Source organism: Neglectibacter caecimuris (assembly GCF_034335015.1).
Classification (GTDB): Bacteria; Bacillota; Clostridia; order Oscillospirales; family Acutalibacteraceae; genus Acutalibacter; species Acutalibacter caecimuris_A.
Genome location: NZ_JAWXXK010000001.1, coordinates 178,841 through 197,805, shown reverse-complemented (window position 1 = coordinate 197,805; position 18,965 = coordinate 178,841). Strand labels below are relative to the sequence as shown.

General features: G+C 53.6%; 15 protein-coding genes. 11 read left to right on the top strand and 4 right to left on the bottom strand.

Annotated features, from left to right (window positions below; genetic code table 11):
• Positions 1-4 precede the first annotated feature (4 nt).
• Complete coding sequence (locus tag U8T64_RS00920; RefSeq protein ID WP_322180045.1) at positions 5-1,462, top strand: MBOAT family O-acyltransferase; 1,458 nt, start codon at positions 5-7, stop codon at positions 1,460-1,462.
• Between the two features lie 780 nt (positions 1,463-2,242).
• Here the strand turns inward: U8T64_RS00920 and U8T64_RS00915 are convergent.
• Positions 2,243-3,463, bottom strand: a complete 1,221-nt coding sequence (locus U8T64_RS00915) for a 6-phosphofructokinase (protein ID WP_322180043.1) — start codon at positions 3,461-3,463, stop codon at positions 2,243-2,245.
• A gap of 779 nt (positions 3,464-4,242) precedes the next feature.
• Here U8T64_RS00915 and U8T64_RS00910 point away from each other — a divergent pair.
• The 5 genes from U8T64_RS00910 to U8T64_RS00890 all read left to right on the top strand — a co-directional run bounded on the left by U8T64_RS00910 (position 4,243) and on the right by U8T64_RS00890 (position 10,434).
• On the top strand, positions 4,243-5,268 hold the full coding sequence (locus U8T64_RS00910) for a TRM11 family SAM-dependent methyltransferase (protein WP_322180041.1): 1,026 nt from the start codon (positions 4,243-4,245) through the stop codon (positions 5,266-5,268).
• Between the two features lie 43 nt (positions 5,269-5,311).
• On the top strand, positions 5,312-5,992 hold the full coding sequence (locus U8T64_RS00905) for a response regulator transcription factor (RefSeq protein ID WP_322180039.1): 681 nt from the start codon (positions 5,312-5,314) through the stop codon (positions 5,990-5,992).
• Positions 5,989-7,254, top strand: a complete 1,266-nt coding sequence (locus tag U8T64_RS00900; protein WP_322180037.1) for a HAMP domain-containing sensor histidine kinase — start codon at positions 5,989-5,991, stop codon at positions 7,252-7,254. Before U8T64_RS00905 ends, U8T64_RS00900 begins: the two co-directional genes overlap by 4 nt.
• A 77-nt stretch (positions 7,255-7,331) precedes the next feature.
• Positions 7,332-8,090, top strand: coding sequence for an ABC transporter ATP-binding protein (locus tag U8T64_RS00895; protein ID WP_322180035.1), 759 nt, complete (start codon positions 7,332-7,334; stop codon positions 8,088-8,090).
• A 1-nt stretch (position 8,091) separates the two neighbouring features.
• Positions 8,092-10,434 (top strand): ABC transporter permease, encoded by a 2,343-nt coding sequence (locus tag U8T64_RS00890; RefSeq protein ID WP_322180033.1) that lies wholly within the window; start codon positions 8,092-8,094, stop codon positions 10,432-10,434.
• A 365-nt stretch (positions 10,435-10,799) separates the two neighbouring features.
• Here U8T64_RS00890 and U8T64_RS00885 read toward each other — a convergent pair whose 3' ends face one another.
• On the bottom strand, positions 10,800-11,828 hold the full coding sequence (locus U8T64_RS00885) for an aldo/keto reductase (RefSeq protein WP_322180031.1): 1,029 nt from the start codon (positions 11,826-11,828) through the stop codon (positions 10,800-10,802).
• Between the two features lie 235 nt (positions 11,829-12,063).
• Between U8T64_RS00885 and U8T64_RS00880 the strand changes: the two genes are divergently transcribed.
• The 4 genes from U8T64_RS00880 to U8T64_RS00865 all read left to right on the top strand — a co-directional run bounded on the left by U8T64_RS00880 (position 12,064) and on the right by U8T64_RS00865 (position 15,469).
• Positions 12,064-12,474, top strand: coding sequence for a DUF4854 domain-containing protein (locus U8T64_RS00880; protein WP_322180028.1), 411 nt, complete (start codon positions 12,064-12,066; stop codon positions 12,472-12,474).
• A 114-nt stretch (positions 12,475-12,588) separates the two neighbouring features.
• Entirely contained in the window at positions 12,589-13,128 is a 540-nt protein-coding gene (locus U8T64_RS00875; RefSeq protein ID WP_322180026.1) for a DUF4854 domain-containing protein, read from the top strand.
• 169 nt (positions 13,129-13,297) lie between these two features.
• Positions 13,298-14,110 carry a sugar phosphate isomerase/epimerase family protein gene (locus U8T64_RS00870; RefSeq protein WP_322180024.1) on the top strand — a complete coding sequence of 271 codons (813 nt, stop codon included), beginning with the start codon at positions 13,298-13,300 and terminating at the stop codon, positions 14,108-14,110.
• Positions 14,111-15,469, top strand: a complete 1,359-nt coding sequence (locus U8T64_RS00865) for a serine hydrolase domain-containing protein (protein ID WP_322180022.1) — start codon at positions 14,111-14,113, stop codon at positions 15,467-15,469.
• Positions 15,470-16,079: 610 nt separating this feature from the next.
• Here U8T64_RS00865 and U8T64_RS00860 read toward each other — a convergent pair.
• Entirely contained in the window at positions 16,080-17,012 is a 933-nt protein-coding gene (locus U8T64_RS00860) for a M28 family peptidase (protein ID WP_322180021.1), read from the bottom strand.
• Between the two features lie 15 nt (positions 17,013-17,027).
• A complete protein-coding gene (locus tag U8T64_RS00855; protein WP_322180019.1) occupies positions 17,028-18,407 on the bottom strand; it encodes an MATE family efflux transporter in 1,380 nt (459 codons plus the stop codon).
• A 321-nt stretch (positions 18,408-18,728) separates the two neighbouring features.
• Between U8T64_RS00855 and U8T64_RS00850 the strand changes: the two genes are divergently transcribed.
• On the top strand, positions 18,729-18,935 hold the full coding sequence (locus U8T64_RS00850; protein WP_322180017.1) for a DUF378 domain-containing protein: 207 nt from the start codon (positions 18,729-18,731) through the stop codon (positions 18,933-18,935).
• Positions 18,936-18,965 lie beyond the last annotated feature (30 nt).

Here is an 18,965-nt window from a genome sequence, read left to right as displayed (position 1 = left end):
GCTTATGAATTTTAATTCTCTCATGTATCTGCTGTTTTTGGCCGCCAATGTGCTGGTCTATTATCTGCTGCCCCAGAAGCTCCGCAATTTGCAGCTGCTGCTTTCCAGCTATTATTTTTACATGTGCTGGGACCCGAAATACGCGCTGCTGATGCTGCTTTCCACAGTGGTCACCTATGCCTGCGGCCTGTTGGTGGAGCGCTCGGCCTGGGGAAAGCGGCGGCTTTGGCTTTCTTTGAGCTTTCTCATCAATTTGGGGATCCTGTTTTTCTTCAAATACTTCAATTTCGCCTCCGGTCTTTTGACCCGGGCCTTTACCTTCTTCGGCCTGGGGCTGGAAGCGCCGCTTTTGGATGTGCTGCTGCCGGTGGGCATCTCCTTTTACACTTTTCAGGCCCTGGGCTATACCATGGACGTATACCGGAAGGAGACAGCCGCGGAGCGGAATTTTATCGATTATGCCCTGTTCGTGTCCTTTTTCCCCCAGCTGGTGGCGGGGCCCATTGAGCGCTCGGGAAATATGCTGCACCAGCTGAAGGAGCGCCACGGGTTCCGGCTGGAAAACCTGCGGGACGGGCTTCTCCCCGTGCTGTGGGGGCTCTTAAAGAAGATGGTGCTGGCAGATAATCTGGCCGTGCTGGTCAATCTGGTTTATAACGCCCCCAAAAGTCATACCGGGGCAGAGCTGGCCCTGGCCACTGTGGCCTTTGCCGTACAGATCTACTGCGATTTTTCCGCCTATTCCGATATCGCCAGGGGCTCCGCGAAAATGCTGGGCTTCACCTTGATGGAAAACTTCAACTGCCCCTACCTGGCCGTTTCCATTCAGGACTTTTGGCGGCGGTGGCACATTTCCCTTTCCTCCTGGTTTAAGGATTACCTGTATTTTCCCCTGGGAGGCAGCCGCTGCTCCAAGGGAAGGCACCTTTTGAATATTATGATCGTCTTTGCCGTCAGCGGCCTGTGGCACGGCGCGGCCCTCACCTTTGTGGCCTGGGGCCTCTTAAACGGCTTATATCAGGTGGTCTCCAAGCTGCTGCAGCCCCTGCGGGAAGGGCTGCTTTCCCTTCTGCGGATCCCGGAGGACAGCCGCCTGCTTCACGGCTTCCGGGTGGTTTTCACCTTTTTCCTGACCTGCCTTGCCTGGGTGCTGTTCCGGGCAAATTCTCTGTCTGAAGCGCTGTGGATCTTTCGGGCGCTGTTCAGTATTCCCGTTACTGGGCTTCACGCCAGCCTCAGCGGGCTGGGCGTTTCCTTCCCGGCCCTTGTGATGCTGGGCGCCTTTACCCTGCTGCTGTTTATCGTGGACTGGCTGATCCACCAAAAAGGGCTCCCGGAAAAAATTAACCGCACTGTGGCCCTGCGCTATGCGGTGTATTTCATGCTCCTTGCCGCGCTTTTGATCTTCGGCTCCTACGGCGACGGGTACGACCCTCAGGATTTTGTGTATTTTCAGTTTTGAAAACAAGAAGAGCGCGCCGCGGAAAGAGAAACCGCGGCGCGCTCTTTTTTTATAGATACTGGATGGTGGTGAGGCTGCTATACGGAAGGGCATATTCAATGAGCAATGAGGAATTCGTAATGAGCAAGGAAGGGCAAGGGCACAAGCGTTGTGGCCAACGCTAATAAATTATAGTTTAGCGAACTAGTCGTTAGCTGTTAGTAGTTAGTCGTTAGAAAAGGGAAAGTTCTCTCTTTTGTCATTCTGAGGAACGAAGCGACGAAGAATCTCGTCCTTAAAGCCCTTCAAAAAGTCCCGAAGGACGAGATTCTTCGCTTCGCTCAGAATGACAGGAGGGAGGTGAGTGGATAATCGCTAAATTATTGTTTAACACCCTTAGGCTCCACTTATTTATAAGGGGAGCTGTCACGGCGAAGCCGTGACTGAGGGGATTAAAACTGGCGGTTTTATCCCACTTTCTGCGTGTGACTATCCCTTCCACCGTTCTCGCCTGCCGGCTCAGCAACGACCGAGTTGACAAACGAGAACGGATCAGAGCGGTTGCTGTGCCTCAGTGGGGCACGTTCAGCAATGTCTGAAGCGACAGCTGAGTTCTCCACTGGTGACCCCCCACCGGGACGCGCTCACCGTTCGGCGGTCCCCGCAGACTGCGAAGCAGTCTGTTTCCCCTCTATAAATAAGGGAAGGCAAAGGGCACTAAATTCCAATTTATCGAACTATGCCCTTAAATTGCTCATTCCTCATTGCACATTGCTCATTCTACGCCAACAGTCAGTCCTCTCAAACCATAAAATAAGCGGGAAGTCCCGGCTCTTTCCGGCTGGGGCTTTGGATCAGGGGGGAGAGATATTCGATCAGCTGGGGCCGGATATCCATGCGCTCAGGGTCGATCCAGTCCACCGGCACGGTTTTTTCCACATTAGCAACCTTGCCGATCTCTACATAGCCGTAGCGAAGGAGATAGGGCTCATTGGAGAGCCGCTCAAAGGTGGCCATCACGCCGGTTTTTCCGGCAACGCCCAGGGAAACCGCCTCCGCCCCGATGCGGCCGGCCTCGTCAAGATCTGTCTCCGAGCTGAGATGGGCGGCGGCCCGCTGCAGCACGTTCAGCTCGATGGGCCGCACCTTGCAGCCGATTTTTTCCAGCAGCAGTCTTCCCAGGGAATGGGCCGCGCCGGAAAGCTGCCGGTGGCCGAAGGCGTCCAGCTTGCTTTGAGCCGCCACATAGGTACCGTCCGCATACCGGATCCCTTCGGACACGGCCACGATCACGTGGTTTTCCTTTGCCTGTACTTCCCGCACCCGGCGCAGAAATTTTTCTTCCTCAAAGGGAACTTCCGGCATGCAGATCAGCTGGGGAGCCGTGCAGCCGGGCCGCCTGGCCAAAGCGGCGGCGGCGGTGAGCCAGCCGGCGTTTCGCCCCATGATCTCCACCAGCGTAATGGAATCGGGGGTGTAAATAGCGCTGTCACAGGCGATCTCCGCCATAGAGGTGGCAATGTACCGGGCCGCCGAGCCGAAGCCGGGGGTGTGATCTGTGCAGGCCATATCGTTATCGATGGTTTTGGGAATGCCTATTACCCGAATCTCGTCTCCCAGAGACTTGAAATACGCTGAAAGCTTTTTTACGGCGTCCATGGAATCGTTGCCGCCAATGTAAAAAAAGTAGCGAATGTTTCGGCGGAGAAGGATCTCCCGCAGGGCGTCATATTCCCGATCGGGCTGTTCGGCTAAGCGTTTCCGGCAGGAGCCCAGAGCCATAGCGGGCGTAGCCCTCAGGCGGGCGAAATCTTCTTCTGAGCGCAGCAGCGTTCGCAGGTCGATGATATTTTCCCGCAAAATACCCTCTACCCCGTTTTTTGCCCCATAGATCTGTTCAATCTCCGGGCACTCCATGGCCTGCTTTACGGCCCCCGCCAAAGAAGCGTTGATAGCGGCGGTAGGTCCGCCGGACTGCGCGATCAGCATATTTCCCCGAATCGACATAATTTTGACTCCCATTTCCTTTTTCCAGGTTCCTTCCGGCAAAGCCGACAGGATCTGTCACTAGTTTAGCATAAAACGACAGAGAAGCCAAGCCCCCAAGTTTTCCGGAGGCTGGAAAGAAAATGAGGAATTAGCAAGGAGCAAGGAGCAATTTAAGGGCAAGGGAAAAGCGGGAAATTACAGTTTTACACACAGTTCCCAACTGTCATTCTGAGGAACGAAGTGACGAAGAATCTCGCCCTTTCATTGCCCACAAAAGGACAAAGAACGAGATTCTTCACCGAGAAAGCAAGGTTTCCTTGCTTTCTGTTCCGTAATGACAAGGAGAGGCCTTTTCCCCTTTCAAACAACTAACTACTTACGACTAACGACTAACACGCCAAATTCCCATTTATCGAACAGTTCCCCGCTGTCATTCTGAGGAACGAAGAGACGAAGAATCTCGACCTTAATACTCTAAATAAAAGGCTAAAGAGCGAGATTCTTCACCGCCTTCGGCGGTTCAGAATGACAGGAGGGTAGTAAGTACATAATCGCTAAATTCCAATTTAGCGCTCTGCTAATGGTCGGGTCAAAAACCGGTTTCCCGTACCAAGCAGCTTCACGAGTGCCTGCGCCGGCTCGGCGCCAAATTCCAATTTATCGAACTATGCCCTTAAATTGCTCATTCCTCATTGCTAATTGCTCATTTTTGCAGAGATCCCCACACAGCGGCGTCTATGAGCGCAGCCGCCGCCTTCGCTTGCCTTTTTTCGGGAGATGGGGTATGATGAAATGAAAAGGGGGGGAGCCTTGTGAATCGCTTTTTCGGCACATTTATTTCCGGAACCGGGGAGATCGTGGAAGAACTTCTTCGGCAAAGGCTGAAGGATCTGAAGATCCTCGCTTTGCTGGACGGCGCGGTGGAATTTGAGACCGGCGTACCCTACAGCGATCTGAACCTGTTTTGCTTTCACAACCTGTTTCTGGTGATCCACAAAAAGGAAGCCCCGGCGGAGGAAAGCTTAAACGGCTATTTGCGGGAGCTGCTGGCAGCCGGGATCGATTGGAGCGCGGCGGGGAAAAATTCTCCCAAGATAAAGACCTTCCGGCTGGTGACCTCCCGGCAGAATCAGCTTGTTTCGGTAGATTCCGCCCTGCGGGGAAAAATGGAGCAAAGGCTTTCCCGCCTTTCCGGCCTTCGGGTGAACAGAAGCCGCCCGGATACGGAATTCTGGCTGCTTTCCCGCAGCGAGGGGCTGTGCTATTTTCTGAAGCGGCTTTCCCGGCATACGGCCTATGATAAGCTGCTGGACCCCGGCGAGCTCCACCCGGAGCTGGCGTATATGATGTGCTGGCTCACTTCCCCGAAGCATACCGATGTAGTGCTGGACCCTTTCTGCGGCTATGGGGCCATTCCCCTGCAGCGGAGCAGGCGCTTTCCCTTTGCAAGGCTGTATGCCTTTGATAACGCGGAACAGCCTTTGGCCCGCACCCGGGAAAAGCTGCCCCGGAAAAAACCCGATATCGCTGTGGAGCTTCACGACGCCCTGGCCCTGCGGGAAGTCCTTCCCGCGGAAAGCGTGGACGCTGTTATCACCGACCCGCCCTGGGGGATCTTTCAGGAGGTGGGCATGGAGCTTGCGGAATTTTACCGGCGCATGCTGCGGGAATTTGAGTTCCTCTTGCGGCCCGGCGGGAAGCTGGTACTGCTCACCGCCAGGGGAGAAGAGCTTTCGCAGGCGGAAAAGGCCGCCCCGGGGCTTGTGCTGAAAAAGGAATATCATATTCTGGTTTCCGGCAAAAAGTCCGGGCTGTACCTGCTGGAAAAAACAGAGTAAAGCAGATCAGAGCCTCTTCAAAAAAGCGAAAGGATACCGAAGTATGACATACGACTGCTTGATCATAGACGATGAAAAGCTGCTGGCGGACAGTACGGCGGAATATTTTAACCTGTTCGGCGTGAAAACTGCCCTTGCCTACAGCGCTGCGGAGTGCAGGGCTTTTTTCAGGGAAAATACGGCGGAGCTGCTGCTGTTGGATATCAACCTCAGCGATGGCAGCGGCTTTGCCCTTTGCAAGGAGCTGCGGGAGACCATGGAGATCCCTATCCTTTTTGTATCCGCCCGGACAAGCGACGACGACCAGATCGCTGCCCTGAGCATCGGCGGCGACGATTATATTCAAAAGCCGTATTCTCTCAGCGTCTTGCTGGCAAAGGTCAAGGCGGTGCTCAAGCGCTGCAAAATCCGGGAGCCTGAAAAATACGAAGATAGCCGTCTGACCGTGGATCTTCAGGCAAAGCAGGTGTTTGTTCGGGGGAAGCCCGTAAGGCTGACCGCGCTGGAATTCAAGCTTCTGGCCTATCTGATCCAAAACGAGGGGCGAGTGCTTTCCAAGCAGGAGCTTTTTGAAAAGGTGTGGAAGGATAAATTCACGGGAGACGGAACGCTGAATGTACATATCCGCAAAATACGGGAGGCAATCGAGGAAAATCCGGGAAGCCCGGAATATATCCTCACCGTGTGGGGAGACGGCTACAAATTTGTCGGGAGGCGCCCATGAAAAACCGTGTTTTTTTCGGCGGCCTTCTGGTTTTATTCCTGATGGAGCTTGTGCTCCTGTTTCTGTTTGCGCTTCCGAGGGCGGAAAAGCCCCAGGACGCCGTGGAGGTGAATGAAGCGGTAAAAACCGTGCAGAGAGACTGGGGTTCTCTGGAAAATCACAAAAATTCCACAGCTCTGGACTATGTGGCGGTTGATTCAGACGGGACTGTTTTGTATCGCACAAAGCAGGGCCTCAGCGAAAGCGTGAACGCGGCCATCAGCCATAAGGACACCATTCTTCCGGTGGAGGTGGAAGGCAAGGCTGTGGGAAAGCTTTTTGTCTATAATCGCGACGCGCAGAGCCTGCAGGTGGAAAAGCAAACTGTCATTTTTGCCGTAATTGCGGTATCGCTTGGGCAGTGCGCCCTTTGCGCCCTCTATTTTTTCTATCTCCACCGCAGGGTGATCCGGCCCTTTTCTCAGCTGAAGGACTTTGCCCAGCGCGTTGCCCAGGGAAATTTGGAGATCCCCCTTCAAATGGACCGGCAAAATTTATTCGGGGCTTTTACCGAAAGCTTTGATCTGATGCGTTCCGAGCTGAAGAAGGCGAAGCTTGCCGAAGCGAAGGCGCAGGAAAGCAAAAGGGAACTGGTGGCAAAGCTTTCCCACGATATCAAAACGCCTGTGGCCAGCATTAAAGCGGCCTCCGAGGTGGGCGCAGCCCTGGCCTCTCAGAAAAAAATCAAGGCAAATTACCGGCAGATCGTTCAAAAAGCGGACCAGATCAACACCCTTGTCACCAATCTGTTTTCCGCGGCTCTGGAGGAGCTTCAGGAGCTTTCCGTGACCCCGGCGGAGCTGAGCAGCGAGGAGCTGCGGACCCTGCTGGAAAACGCCGATTACCTGCACCGCGGGGCCATACCACCGATCCCGGATTGCGTGCTGTTCGCGGACAAGCTTCGGCTGCAGCAGGTATTTGACAATCTTTTTGCCAATTCCTACAAATACGCCGATACGCAGATCACGGTAACGGCGGGCCTGGAGGACCGCTGCCTGGCAGTTCGAATCGAAGACCGCGGCGGCGGTGTGGAGGAAGCGGAGCTGCCTCTTTTGAAGGAGAAATTCAAGCGCGGCGGCAATGCGAAAAATATCGAAGGCGCCGGGCTGGGGCTGTATATCGCCGATACCTGCATGAAGAAGATGCGGGGAGAATTGGAGCTTGAAAACGGGCAGGCCGGACTGAGAGCCACTGTCCGGATAGCTCTCAGCAGCGCGATTTAAGGGATCATTAAGCTTTCCCTAAAGACTGTTAAGAAAGAAAACCGTATCATAGAGCGTGTAAAAAGGAGGCACGACCTATGAAGAAAGTTTTACTAAAGACCGAAAAGCTGAGCAAATCCTTTTCAAACGGCGGCGCCATGCAGCATGTTTTGAAAAACATCGACCTGCAGCTTTATCAGGGCGACTTTACCGTGATCATGGGGGCCAGCGGCGCGGGAAAATCCACGCTGTTATACGCTTTGTCGGGCATGGATACGCCTACGCTGGGGAAGATCACCTTTGGAGACAGGGTCATTTCCCAGCTTTCTCAGGACGGGCTGGCCGTGTTCCGGCGGGAGCATTGCGGATTCGTGTTTCAGCAGATCTATCTGATCAACACCATGAGCGTTATGGATAACGTGCTTGCCGCGGGGCTTCTGGTCAGCAAGGATAAAAAAGCGCTGACGGCGCGGGCAAAGGAATTGTTTCACGCTGTGGATATTTCCGAGGAGACCCAGAAGAAATTTCCCACCCAGATCTCGGGGGGCGAGGCCCAGCGGGTGGGGATCGTCCGCGGGCTGATCAATTCGCCGGAGATCCTTTTTGCCGATGAGCCCACAGGCGCCCTGAACAGCAAAACGGGGCTGGACGTGCTGGATACGCTTACCGGGTTCAACGAGCAGGGCCAAAGCGTTGTAATGGTAACGCACGATATGCGTTCCGCCCGCCGGGGAAACCGCATTCTGTACTTAAAGGACGGCGTGATTTTAGGGGAATGCCAGCTGGGCAGATATTCCCCCGGAGACCCGCAAAGGCATGAAAAGCTTTCCGGGTTTCTGAAGGATATGGGGTGGTAGTATGAAAAAAAGTCTACTGATTATCCGCTCCAACCTTCGGAAGTCCAGGGGCCAGACAGCCGCCATGATCGTTCTGATCCTGCTTTCCGCCTTTATGCTGAACCTTTGGCTGATGCTCTCTATGGACTACAAAGCCAATTTTGACAGATACCATAAAGAATTGAACGCCGAGCATGTTACCCTGTCTGTAGACCTTGCCGATGATGGCTTCCAGGAGTTTTTATCCAAGACCCTGGAGGAAGACGGACGCACCGCGGAATACCGGCTGGACCCCTGTATGCACATGGTGGGAACCTTTTCCTACAACGGCGGAGAGAGGAACAGCTGGTTTGTCTTTTTGGAAAAGCAGGCGGCCCTGACGCGCTCCATCGGCCGGCTCGAGATTGTGGAGGAGGGCGGTTTTACAAGCGGCGTTTACCTGCCGATGCTCTATCGAACAGAAGAGATCGATGTGGGAAAGCCCATTGAGATCTCCATCGGCAATCAGAAAAAAACCTACACGGTTTGCGGCTTTTTCAACAGCGTGATGCTGGGCTCCCATAATTGCGCTTTGACAGAGCTTGTGCTTACGGCCGACCGGTACGAGGAGCTTGCGAACAGCGGGTGCGCTCCCAGGGCGGCGCTTTGCTCTGTGCGGCTGAAGGACCGGTCGGAAAATCTGAGCTACGAGGCGTGGCTGAAAAGCGCGGTTTCAGAGCGATACCCCAATATCACCATGGTGAGCAACTGCTATGATATCGTTTCGCAATCCCGGTATATTTCACAGATGATCTGCTCGGGCATCATGAGCGCCATGGCGTTTTTCGTGCTTCTCATCGCCCTTGTGGTGATCGCCTCCAATATCGTAAACTATATTCAGGTGAACATGAAAAACCTCGGCGTGCTGAAGGCCGCGGGCTATACCTCGGGCCAGCTGATCCGCTCCCTGCTGGCGCAGTTTTTAAGCCTGACCCTTCTGGCCGCGGCAATCGGCACGGGGCTTTCCTACCTGCTGTTTCCCGGGGTCAACGCCATGATGATCTCACAGACAGGCATTCCCTATGTCATGCGCTTTTTACCGGCGCCGCTGGTCCTTTCCCTTGCGGTGCTGCTGGGCACGGTTGCCCTTGCCGTGTGGCTGGCGTCCCGCAGAATCAAAAAAATAGAGCCCCTCACGGCCCTGCGCTCCGGCATTCAAACCCACAGCTTTAAGCGCAATTTCGTTCCGCTGGAAAAAACGAAAGCGCCCTTAAGCCTTGCTTTGGCGCTGAAAACCACCTTTTCGGGAATCAAGCATAACGTCACGGTCTGTATTACCATGCTGGTGCTTTCTCTTGTTGTGGTATTCTCCGGCTTGATGACTGAAAATGTGATCGCGGACATTGAGCCGTTTCTAAATCTTATTGTGGGAGAAACTGCGGACAGCTGTATCAGCGTACAGGCCGATGCGGAAGCGGAGTTTCTCGCCGCCATGCGGGCAGACAGCAGGGTGGAGAAGCTTTATCTGTACCATTCCGTGAATGTGTCCCATGCAGGCGGCGCCGAGCTGATGGCAACGCTTTGCGAGGATTTTTCGGAGGTAAACAACCAGAACACAGTATTCGAGGGCAGGTTCCCGAAATACGACAATGAAATGGCGCTGGCCGCCAAATACGCAAACGAAAACGGCCTTCGGCTCGGCGATGAAATGGAGATCACTGCCAACGGGAAGCGGGAAAAATATCTGATCTGCGGTTTTACACAGATCAGCAACAATCTGGGCAGAGACTGTCTTTTTACAAGGGCGGGATATGAGCGGCTGGGAGAGCTTCCCGACGCCAACTATTACATCAACCTCACTGAAGAAACCGATATCGATGATTTTCACCTGGAAATGAAGGAAAAACTCGGCGGTAAGATCAATACCACCATCAATATTTTGACCACCATAGAAGGCGCGGCAGTGGTTTATGTTTCCCTGATGACGGTCATTGTAGCGGCGATCCTGGTGCTTTCCGCCGTCATCATCGCTTTTGTCCTGTACCTGCTTGTGCGCGTTCTGCTCAATAACAAGCAGCGCGATTACGGCGTTCTGAAAGCGCTGGGCTTTACCACAGGGCAACTTGTTCTGCAAACCGCCCTGTCGTTTCTGCCCACCATGATCTTGTCTACGGTGCTGGGGCTCCTTGTGAGCAGCCTGATCATCAATCCGCTGACCGCGTTGTTTTTGAGCGGCATTGGCATTGTAAAATGCACCTTCACACTTTCTGTCCCGTTTATTGCGGCAGCGGGAGCCGGGCTGATCCTGTTCGCGTTTTTAACGGTCTGCCTGCTGTCCCTGAAGATCAGAAAAATCGCCCCCAAAGAGCTGCTTACGGGAGAGTGAAGCGCGAAGGCAATGAGGAATTAGGAATGAGCAATTTAAGGGCAAGGGCGGATAAATGGAAATTTAACGGCTTGTTGCCTCCCCTTGCGAAGCAAGGGGAGGGGGACCGCCGATAGGCGGTGGAAGGGATAGTCACACGCAGGAAGTAGCATAGAATCGCTAGTTAGAATCCCCTCAGTCACGGCAAAGCCGTGACAGCTCCCCTTGCAAGCAAGTGGAGCCTAAGAGCTTAGCGCTCTATCCCTAATTGCTCATTTGTCTGACATCTAAAAAGGAGCCGCCGCAAAACGAAGCGTTTTGCGGCGGCTTCTTGGGGATTCCTCGCTTCGGCGATTATCACCGAAGCAAGCTGTGTGGTATGAAAATCACACGGTCACTTTTCCGGAAAGAATGTTTCTGTAATCCTCCAAATTTTGCTGAAGCAGAGTGGGGGTGTCCAGGCCGTAGGGACATTTCTTTTTGCACTGGCCGCAGTGGAGGCAATCCTCTATTTTTTCCATCATGGCCTGGCTTTCGGGGGTCAGCCAGTTTTGAGAAGGGCTGCGGCGGATCAGCTGACTCATGCGGGCGCACTGATTGATCACGATCCCCGCCGGGCAGGGCATGCAGTAGCCGCAGGAACGGCAGAAATTGCCGATCAGTTCTTTCCTGTCCTTTTCGATCACCGCCCGGATCTCCAGGTCGTCCATGGAGGGGGGCGTTTCCATATAGCTTAAAAACTCGTCCAGCTCCTCTTCCTTTTGTACGCCCCAGATGGGCAGGGCGTTTTCAAAGCTGGCCTGCCAGGCATAGGCTGCGGCGGAATTGGTGAGCAGCCCGCCGGAAAGGCCCTTCATGGAAATGAAGCCCACATTGTTTTCCCGGCAAAGCTCCACCAGGGCGATATCCTTGTCTGAGGCAAGGTAGCAGAAGGGAAATTGCAGGGTATCGTACAGGCCGGAGCGCACAGCCTCCTCCGCTACGTGCAGCCGGTGATTGGTCAGGCCGATAAAGCGGATCTTCCCCTGGGTCTTCGCTTCCTGCATGGCTTCGTACAGACCGGTGCCGTCTTCCGGCTTCGGGCAGAAGGAGGGGTTATGAAACTGGTAGAGATCAAGATAGTCGGTTTTCAGAAGCCGCAGGCTGGTATGCAGCTGTTCCCAAAAGCCCTCCACGGTGGTGGACATGGTTTTTGTGGCAAGAAAAATTTGATTTCGCACATCGGAAAGGGCCATCCCGATTTTTTCCTCGCTGTCGCTGTAAGCTCTGGCGGTGTCAAAGAAGGTCACTCCGGCGTCAAAGGCCTTGCGCAGAAGCTTGCCGGCGTATTCCGGGCTGACCCGCTGAATGGGCAGGCATCCGAAAGCATTTTTACTGACTGTGATCCCGGTTCTTCCCAAGGTGACTGTTTGCATATCCCATGTTCCTTTCCTACGGCTCTTACCGTTTTTTGCTAATAAAAGTATTGCAGGAAGCGAGCTGCTTGTCAAGCGCTTTTTCCCTTTGGTATTGTGAAATAATCAAGGTTTTATGAAAAGTATACAAACGGTGATTTTCACCTTGACTTTTACAAAGAGTTGGAGTATACTCTACAGTAGATTTTAGGTGTTCCCCGAAATTGAAATTTTTGGAAGAAAGGTACTGAGGAAAATGAAGAAAACCGTAATTCGCGCTTTGGCACTTGTGCTGCTGGCCGCCTGTTTGCTGTCTCTGGCTGCCTGCGGCGGAAAGTTTGCTACAGTGGAGGATTTTGTAAAGTCCGACACCATGCAGAAGCAGCTGGACGAAATGAAGGCCGAGCTCGGTGACCAGGCGGATTCTCTGGAGGTTACCGGAGAAGGCAATAAGCTGATCTACACCTTTACCGTCCCGCTGAATGGGCAGGACGCCGAGGCTATGGGCGCCGCGCTGGAGGGCGCTCTGGATTCCGCTTCCGGCACCTTTGAGACCGTCGCGGGCTCCCTGAAGGACGCTGTTAAGGTAGAAAATCCTGTGGTTGTAGTTATTTATCTGGCGGACGACGGCACAGAGCTGTGCTCCAAGGAGTTTGCCGCGAAGTAAGCAAAACAGAAAAATCTTCCGGAGGGGGCCGCTTTCAAAGGGGTCTCCTTTTGTCTTTCTTCGGACAAAGGAACAGTTCGGAAAAATTCTTTGGATAGAGAAAGGTTGAATGCTGTGAAAAAGAATCTCATTGGTGTGTTTGCCTGCGCACTGCTTGTAGCGTGCCTGTTATCTCTAGCCGCCTGCAGCTCTGGGAAATCCTCCGGTTCCTCTCTCGCTTCTTCTACCGGAAGTTCCGGCGCTGCCACCGGGAATACCAGCAGCGGGGAGATCTCTTCTGCGGTCTCTGCCGCCGGCGGCCGTACAGAAACCGGCAAATATGCCACAGTAAAGGATTTTGTCGATTCCGATCTGATGCAGAGCCAGCTGAAAACCATGAAGGAGCAGCTTGGCGGCGGAAACGGCCTGGAAGTGAATGTGGCCGGAGAGGAAAACAAGATGGTCTTCACCTTTCTCTATGAACTGGGAGACCGGGACGTGAAAACAGTTTCCGCTGAGCTGGAAACTGCCATGGTAAGCATGGAAAAGAGCTTTGAACTAACAGCGGCTTCCTTAAAGGAGGCCGTGGAAGCTGAAAATCCCGTTGTGGTGGTCACCTGTGTGGCAGAGGACGGCACAGAGCTTTATTCCAAGGAATTTTCCGCGAAAGAATAAGGGCAGATAGTTGCCTTAAAAAAGGACGGGCCGCGTTTGGCGGGGCCGTCCTTTTTGCATGCCCTTGACAGTCCCGCACAATTTAGGGCTTACAACGGAAGCGGTGCTGACTTTACAAATTCTCTTTCCCGGCGTATAATTTTTTTATTTGACAGGGGGAGAAGTGTTTATGATCACTACTTTTTATGACCACGCGCTGGAGATCTCCCGGCAGGAAAAAGTTTCCATGGCGGAGGCGCTGCGGGAAATCAGAGACCTGGGGATCGAGGGGGTGGAGGTTTCGGAAAACAAGCTTCTTGGCAGGGAGGACGAGCTGGGAAATGAGCTTGCCTGTGCCGGGCTGTGTATTTCCAGCATTCCCGCCTATTTTGATTTTGGCCGGGACACAGAGGTGAAAAAGCAGGCGGAGCCCACTCTGGAGGCAGCCAGGTTCCTGGGGATAAAAAGGCTTTTGGTGATTCCCGGCTTTTTTCGTCAGGAAGATGGGGAAGAGGAGCGGGAACGCCGGGTGGAGCGCATGATCTCCTGCGTCAATCAACTGGCGGAACTGGCCGCGAGCTATGGGGTCTCTCTGATCCTGGAGGATTACGATAATTCCCTGGCCCCCTTTTCCACCCTGCAGGGTGTGAAACGGTTTTTGGAAGGCTGCCCCGGCCTTTCCTGCTGCTTTGATACCGGAAATTTTGCCTTTTCCGGGGAGGAAGAGCTTTCCGCCTATGAAGCTCTGAAGGACAGAATCGCTTATGTTCACCTGAAGGATCGGGCCTATGCCGCTGTCAGTGGAGAAGCGCCCTCTATTTCTGTGGACGGAAAAGCCCTGTACCCCTGTCCTGTAGGAAGCGGAGAGCTGAAACTTTCCGAGATCCTTTCCCGCCTGAAGCGGGACGGTTATCGGGGAAATTTTGCCCTGGAGCATTACGGCGCAAAAGAGATGCTTTCCTACTTAAGGCGCTCCGCCGCCTGGCTGAAGGAACAGCTGTAAATGAGCTTTGCCGAATTCATTTCCGCCTGCGAGCAGGCAGAAGATATTCACATCAGCCACGTGATTCTTACCGGAAGGGAAAAGCGGCTGGGGGAATACCGCCAAGAGCCTTACCCGGAAAACGGCTTGCGGCTCCTGTTTTCCATGACGAAATCCTTTGCCTCCCTGGCTGTGGGCATTGCCTGGGATCGGGGGCTTTTGGGGCTGGACGACCGGATCACGGATTGGTTTCGGGAAGAACTGCCGGAGAGTCCTCACCCCAATCTGCGAAAAATCAAGGTGCGCCACCTGCTTTCCATGACCTCCGGGCTTCACGAAAACACCTATGACGGGCTTTTTCCGCAAAAGGACTGGATACGGGCTTTCCTGGCCCAGGAATTTCCCCACGAGCCGGGCTTTTATTACCGTTACAGCACCCATGGTTCTCATATGCTTTCCGCCCTGGTGCAAAAGGCGGCGGGAGAAAGCTTGGAGGAGTTTTTGAATAAAGAGTTGTTTTTTCCATTGGAAATTCGGGAAGCCCGATGGGAACATGCCCCGGAGGGCCTCATTGCGGGCGGCATGGGGCTGCGGCTGTATCCTGCCTCCCTGGAAAAAATTGCCCGGCTGCTGCTGAACGAGGGCTCTTGGAAGGGCAAGCAGCTGATCTCCCGGGAATATCTGGCCCACGCCGTGTTCCCTCAGGCCTTTAAGCAGGAGGCGGCGGAGGAAAAGCGTCCCTTTTCCGGGAACTCTTATGGATTTCAATTTCACCTGGGGCCCGGCGGCGTTTACCGTATGGACGGGGCCTTCGGGCAGCTTTGTCTCCTTGCCCCGAAGCAGGGCCTGGGCCTGGTGGCGCTGTCTCAAAACAGCAAAACAAAGCATTTGCTGGAGCTTGCCCACCGCCATTTGCTTTCCGGGAAAAGTAAGGAAAAAGAGACGATTCTGGAAAACTCTTCCCTGAAAACAAGAGGGGAAAAGCGCTTTTCCGAAAAAAGCTTCTCCTGCGGAGAAAATCCGCTGGGGATCGTCTCCGTTTCTTTTTCAGAGCCGGGGCAGGCGACGCTCCGGTACGCCGACGGTTCCCAAAGCGGGCTTTGTTACAGGGCGGATCACTGGACGGAAGGCCGCTCCCGCTTTGTGTGGGATCTGGAATGGGGCGAGCAGCCCCACGCCGTCTTTCCCCTGACTATGGAGCAGGACCGCCTGGAGCTGGAGGTGCGTTATCTGGAAACGCCCTATATCACCCGCTATGCCTTTTACCGGGAAGGGGAAAAAACAAAGCTGCGCTTTTCCCAAAACGCCGGGTTTACGCTGTCAGATTTTGTGGCAGAGCTCAGGGAAAATAATGAGCAATTAGAAATTAGAAATGAGTAATTTTTGGGCGGAGTTCGATAAGATTGGAATTTATCAAACCGACGAATCGCAATAACTCTTGCCTCCCCTGAAAGGGGAGGTGGCGCGGCGAAGCCGTGACGGAGGGGTTATAGGCACTGATGGATCATATGAAACTTATATTTTCTACTTCACCACCACGGAACCCCTCAGTCAGCCTGCGGCTGACAGCTTTCTACGCTTTCGCTTCGGTCGGTGCTGGACGTGCCCCACCGGGGCACAGCACCCCTTTCAGGGGAGCCAAGGGTGTGTGCTAAACTATAATTTAGTGATTATCCGCCTACTTTCCTCTTTGTCATTACTGAACAGACAAGCACAAAAAGCTATAGCTTTTTAACCTTGCTTTCTCGGTGAAGAATCTCGTCCTTTGTTCTTTTGCCTTGGAATTAAGGGCGAGATTCTTCGCCGGGAAAGCGGAGCTTACTCCGCTTTTTGCTCAGTAATGACAAAAGAGGCTTGTTCTTCTCTAACGACTAATATACTGTAGGGACCGACATCCTTGGCGGTCCGCGGGTTTTGTACGTAACCTGCGGACTGTCCGAAGACCGGTCCCTACAGTATATCTGTCCTTAAAATTGTTCATTGCTCACTGCTAATTCTTATAAACCAGCCCTTCTATCAATCGTTTACAGCTGCTCTGCAGCCAGCTGATATTTTCTTCCTGAAGCACGGTGTCCCGCTTTGTGTGGATACGGCTCAGGTACAGGCCGCAGAGCTTGCTTTTCCGAAAGGCCGCCATGGCGGTGTAGCAGGGAAAGCCCAGCTGGTCGGAGGGGTAAAGCGTGGAGGAGGATTTTTCCCAAAGCACGGTTTTCCCCGGAGGGATCTCCTGCTGGAAGGCCTCCCGCAGGGCGGGCTCCCAAAGGCTTCGCGCGGTTTTGTTCAGGATCATCATCAGATGGTCTCCATCGGAAACGCAGTCCAAATTCAAAAGCAGCGTTTCCGGCATTTCTTTTTTATGCCGCTTCAAAAACAGGCGGGAGCCAAACAGCCCCAGCTCTTCGTTGTCGAAAAAGACAAAGGCCGCTTTTTCCCGCTGCTCCTCCGTAAGAGAAGCGTAGACCTCGCAGAGGGAGATCACGCCGGAGGTGTTGTCGTTCACTGTATGGGGATTGGGCTTTCCGGCAAAAAACAGCAGAAAGAGAAGTAAAGCAGAGGCAAGGCTGCCGAAATAGGCAACCAGAAAAATGTGGGTCAGCCTCATTAGAAGAAAGGATACGCCGCCCGCCACAAGAAAGAAAAACACGCACAAAAGCAGATTGTAAAGCACATAGAGAGGAATGTTTTTCGGGGTAAGAAAATTGGGAACAGGCAAGGTAGTGCAGGTATCATAGTGGGCGGAAAATACGACCCGGGCGTGATCCGGATCACCTAAAACCAAGTTGTTGCTGCGAACCAGCCTTCCCCCGGTTTCTTCGGAAAGCCCCGGCAATTTCGCTTTCAAAAATTCCTGGAAGGCAGCCTTTTGCTTTTTGGTGTTTCTCACCTGATATCGTTCCAGGATTTCCTGGGAAAGCTCTGTCATTTGATATCCTCTCCTTTAGCGTGTGTTTGCCGTTTCCAGGTGCTTCAGCTCCTTGGAGTACAGCCGGAGAAAGAAGAAAATACTTGCCGCCAGAGACACGGTTTCCGCAATGGGAAAGGCCCACCATACGGCGCTCACATCACCTACCAGAGCTGCCAGCAGCCATGCCACGGGCACCAGCACAAGGAGCTGGCGCATCAAAGAAATGATCAGGCTGTAGGTTCCTCTGCCCACGGATTGGAACAGGGTAGAGGTCACAATGCCCAAGGCGGCAAACAGGAAGCAGGTACAAATGGTGCGCAGAGCGGGAACGCCGATTTCCAAAAGCTTCGCGGAGGCGCTGAAGATCCCCAAAAGCTGCTCCGGCAGCAGTAAAAAGACAAGCATTCCCGCCGTCATAATGACAAGGGCGATAATACACCCCTGCTTCAGCGCGGAAAGCATTCTGTGCTTGTTTCTTGCTCCATAGTTGTAGCCCAGTATGGGAAGAAGCCCCTGAGTCAGGCCGAACACGGGCATAAATACAAAGGATTGCAGCTTGAAATACAGGCCGAACACGGTATAGGCCTCTGTGGAAAAACCGGAAAGAATGCCGTTCATCGCCATGTTCATTATCGTGCCGATGGCCTGCATCACAATGGCAGGCAGGCCTACGGCGTAAATATCCCGAATGGTACGAAGACTCAGGCGAAAACCCCTGAAGCTGATCTTGATCTCATGTTTTCCGAAGGCCATCACCAGAATACATACGATCATGGAGACGATCTGTCCGGCCACCGTGGCCACCGCCGCGCCGGCCACACCCATGGCGGGCATGCCGAAATAGCCGAAGATAAAAATAGGATCCAGGGCGATATTGGTAATGGCGCCCACCAGCTGGAACACCATGGGCCAGATCATATTGCCCGTGGCCTGCAAGGTTTTTTCCAGCATCACGGAAATAAAGCAGCCGAAGGAGAAAATGCAGCAGATGGAAATGTATTGGTCGCCCATAGCCACGATCTCCTGATCAGACTCAAACATCTGAAAGAAGGGGGTGGTGAAAAAAGCGCCGTATACGGCGAATAGCAAGGAAGTGGCAATGCCCAGCAGCAGGCCGTGGGCCGCCGCCGAGCCGGCTTCTTCTTTGCGCCCCTGTCCCAGCCGCCGGGAGATCAGGGAAGTAACGCCCACCGCTGTGCCTACCGCAAAGGCGATCTGCAGATTTTGAATGGGAAAAGCCAGGGAAACGGCGGAAAGGGCCTTTTGGCTCAGCTGGGAAACAAAGTAGCTGTCTACAATGTTGTAAAGGGCCTGCACCAGCATGGAAAACATGGCGGGCAGTGCCATGGAGAGGATCAGGGGCAGCATGGGGGCTGTGCCCATTTTGTTTTGGGCCTGTGCTGTATTGCTCATAAAATCATCCTTTCTAAGTGTGTGCCGCCATCGTCCCGAAAAAGGCTTTGCGGCGCAGAGAAATCTTTTGAAAATTTCAAACAAAACTGTTTTTTTGTAAGCGCGGAACACGCCGGCTGAAATGATTATACCGAATCATTTTAGCACAAATCGACCGGTTTTTCAATCACAGAAAAGCGGTGCGCATAAATTTCCGCCGCAGGGTTACAATAAGGACGACCTGAAAATTTCAAGGGGATCTCTAATTTTGCGGAAGCGGAGAGTTTTGCCGTTTCCAGGCAGGTTTTTTAGAGGTTTCCTCAAGTAAAGAGGTAGAACAGTATGACGGTATTGGATCGTATCGCTTTAGCTCTTGCTATCATCGGCGGAATCAACTGGGGCCTGGTGGGCATTTTTCAGTTTGACCTGGTGGCCTGGATTTGCGGCGGACAGGGCTCTGTGATCGCCCGGATCATTTACGTGATCATAGCCATCGCCGCCCTGTGGTGCATTGCCCTGTTGTTCCGTGACGACAGAGAAAGAGCATAGCCATTTGTAAAATGCCAGCGGGCGGCGATA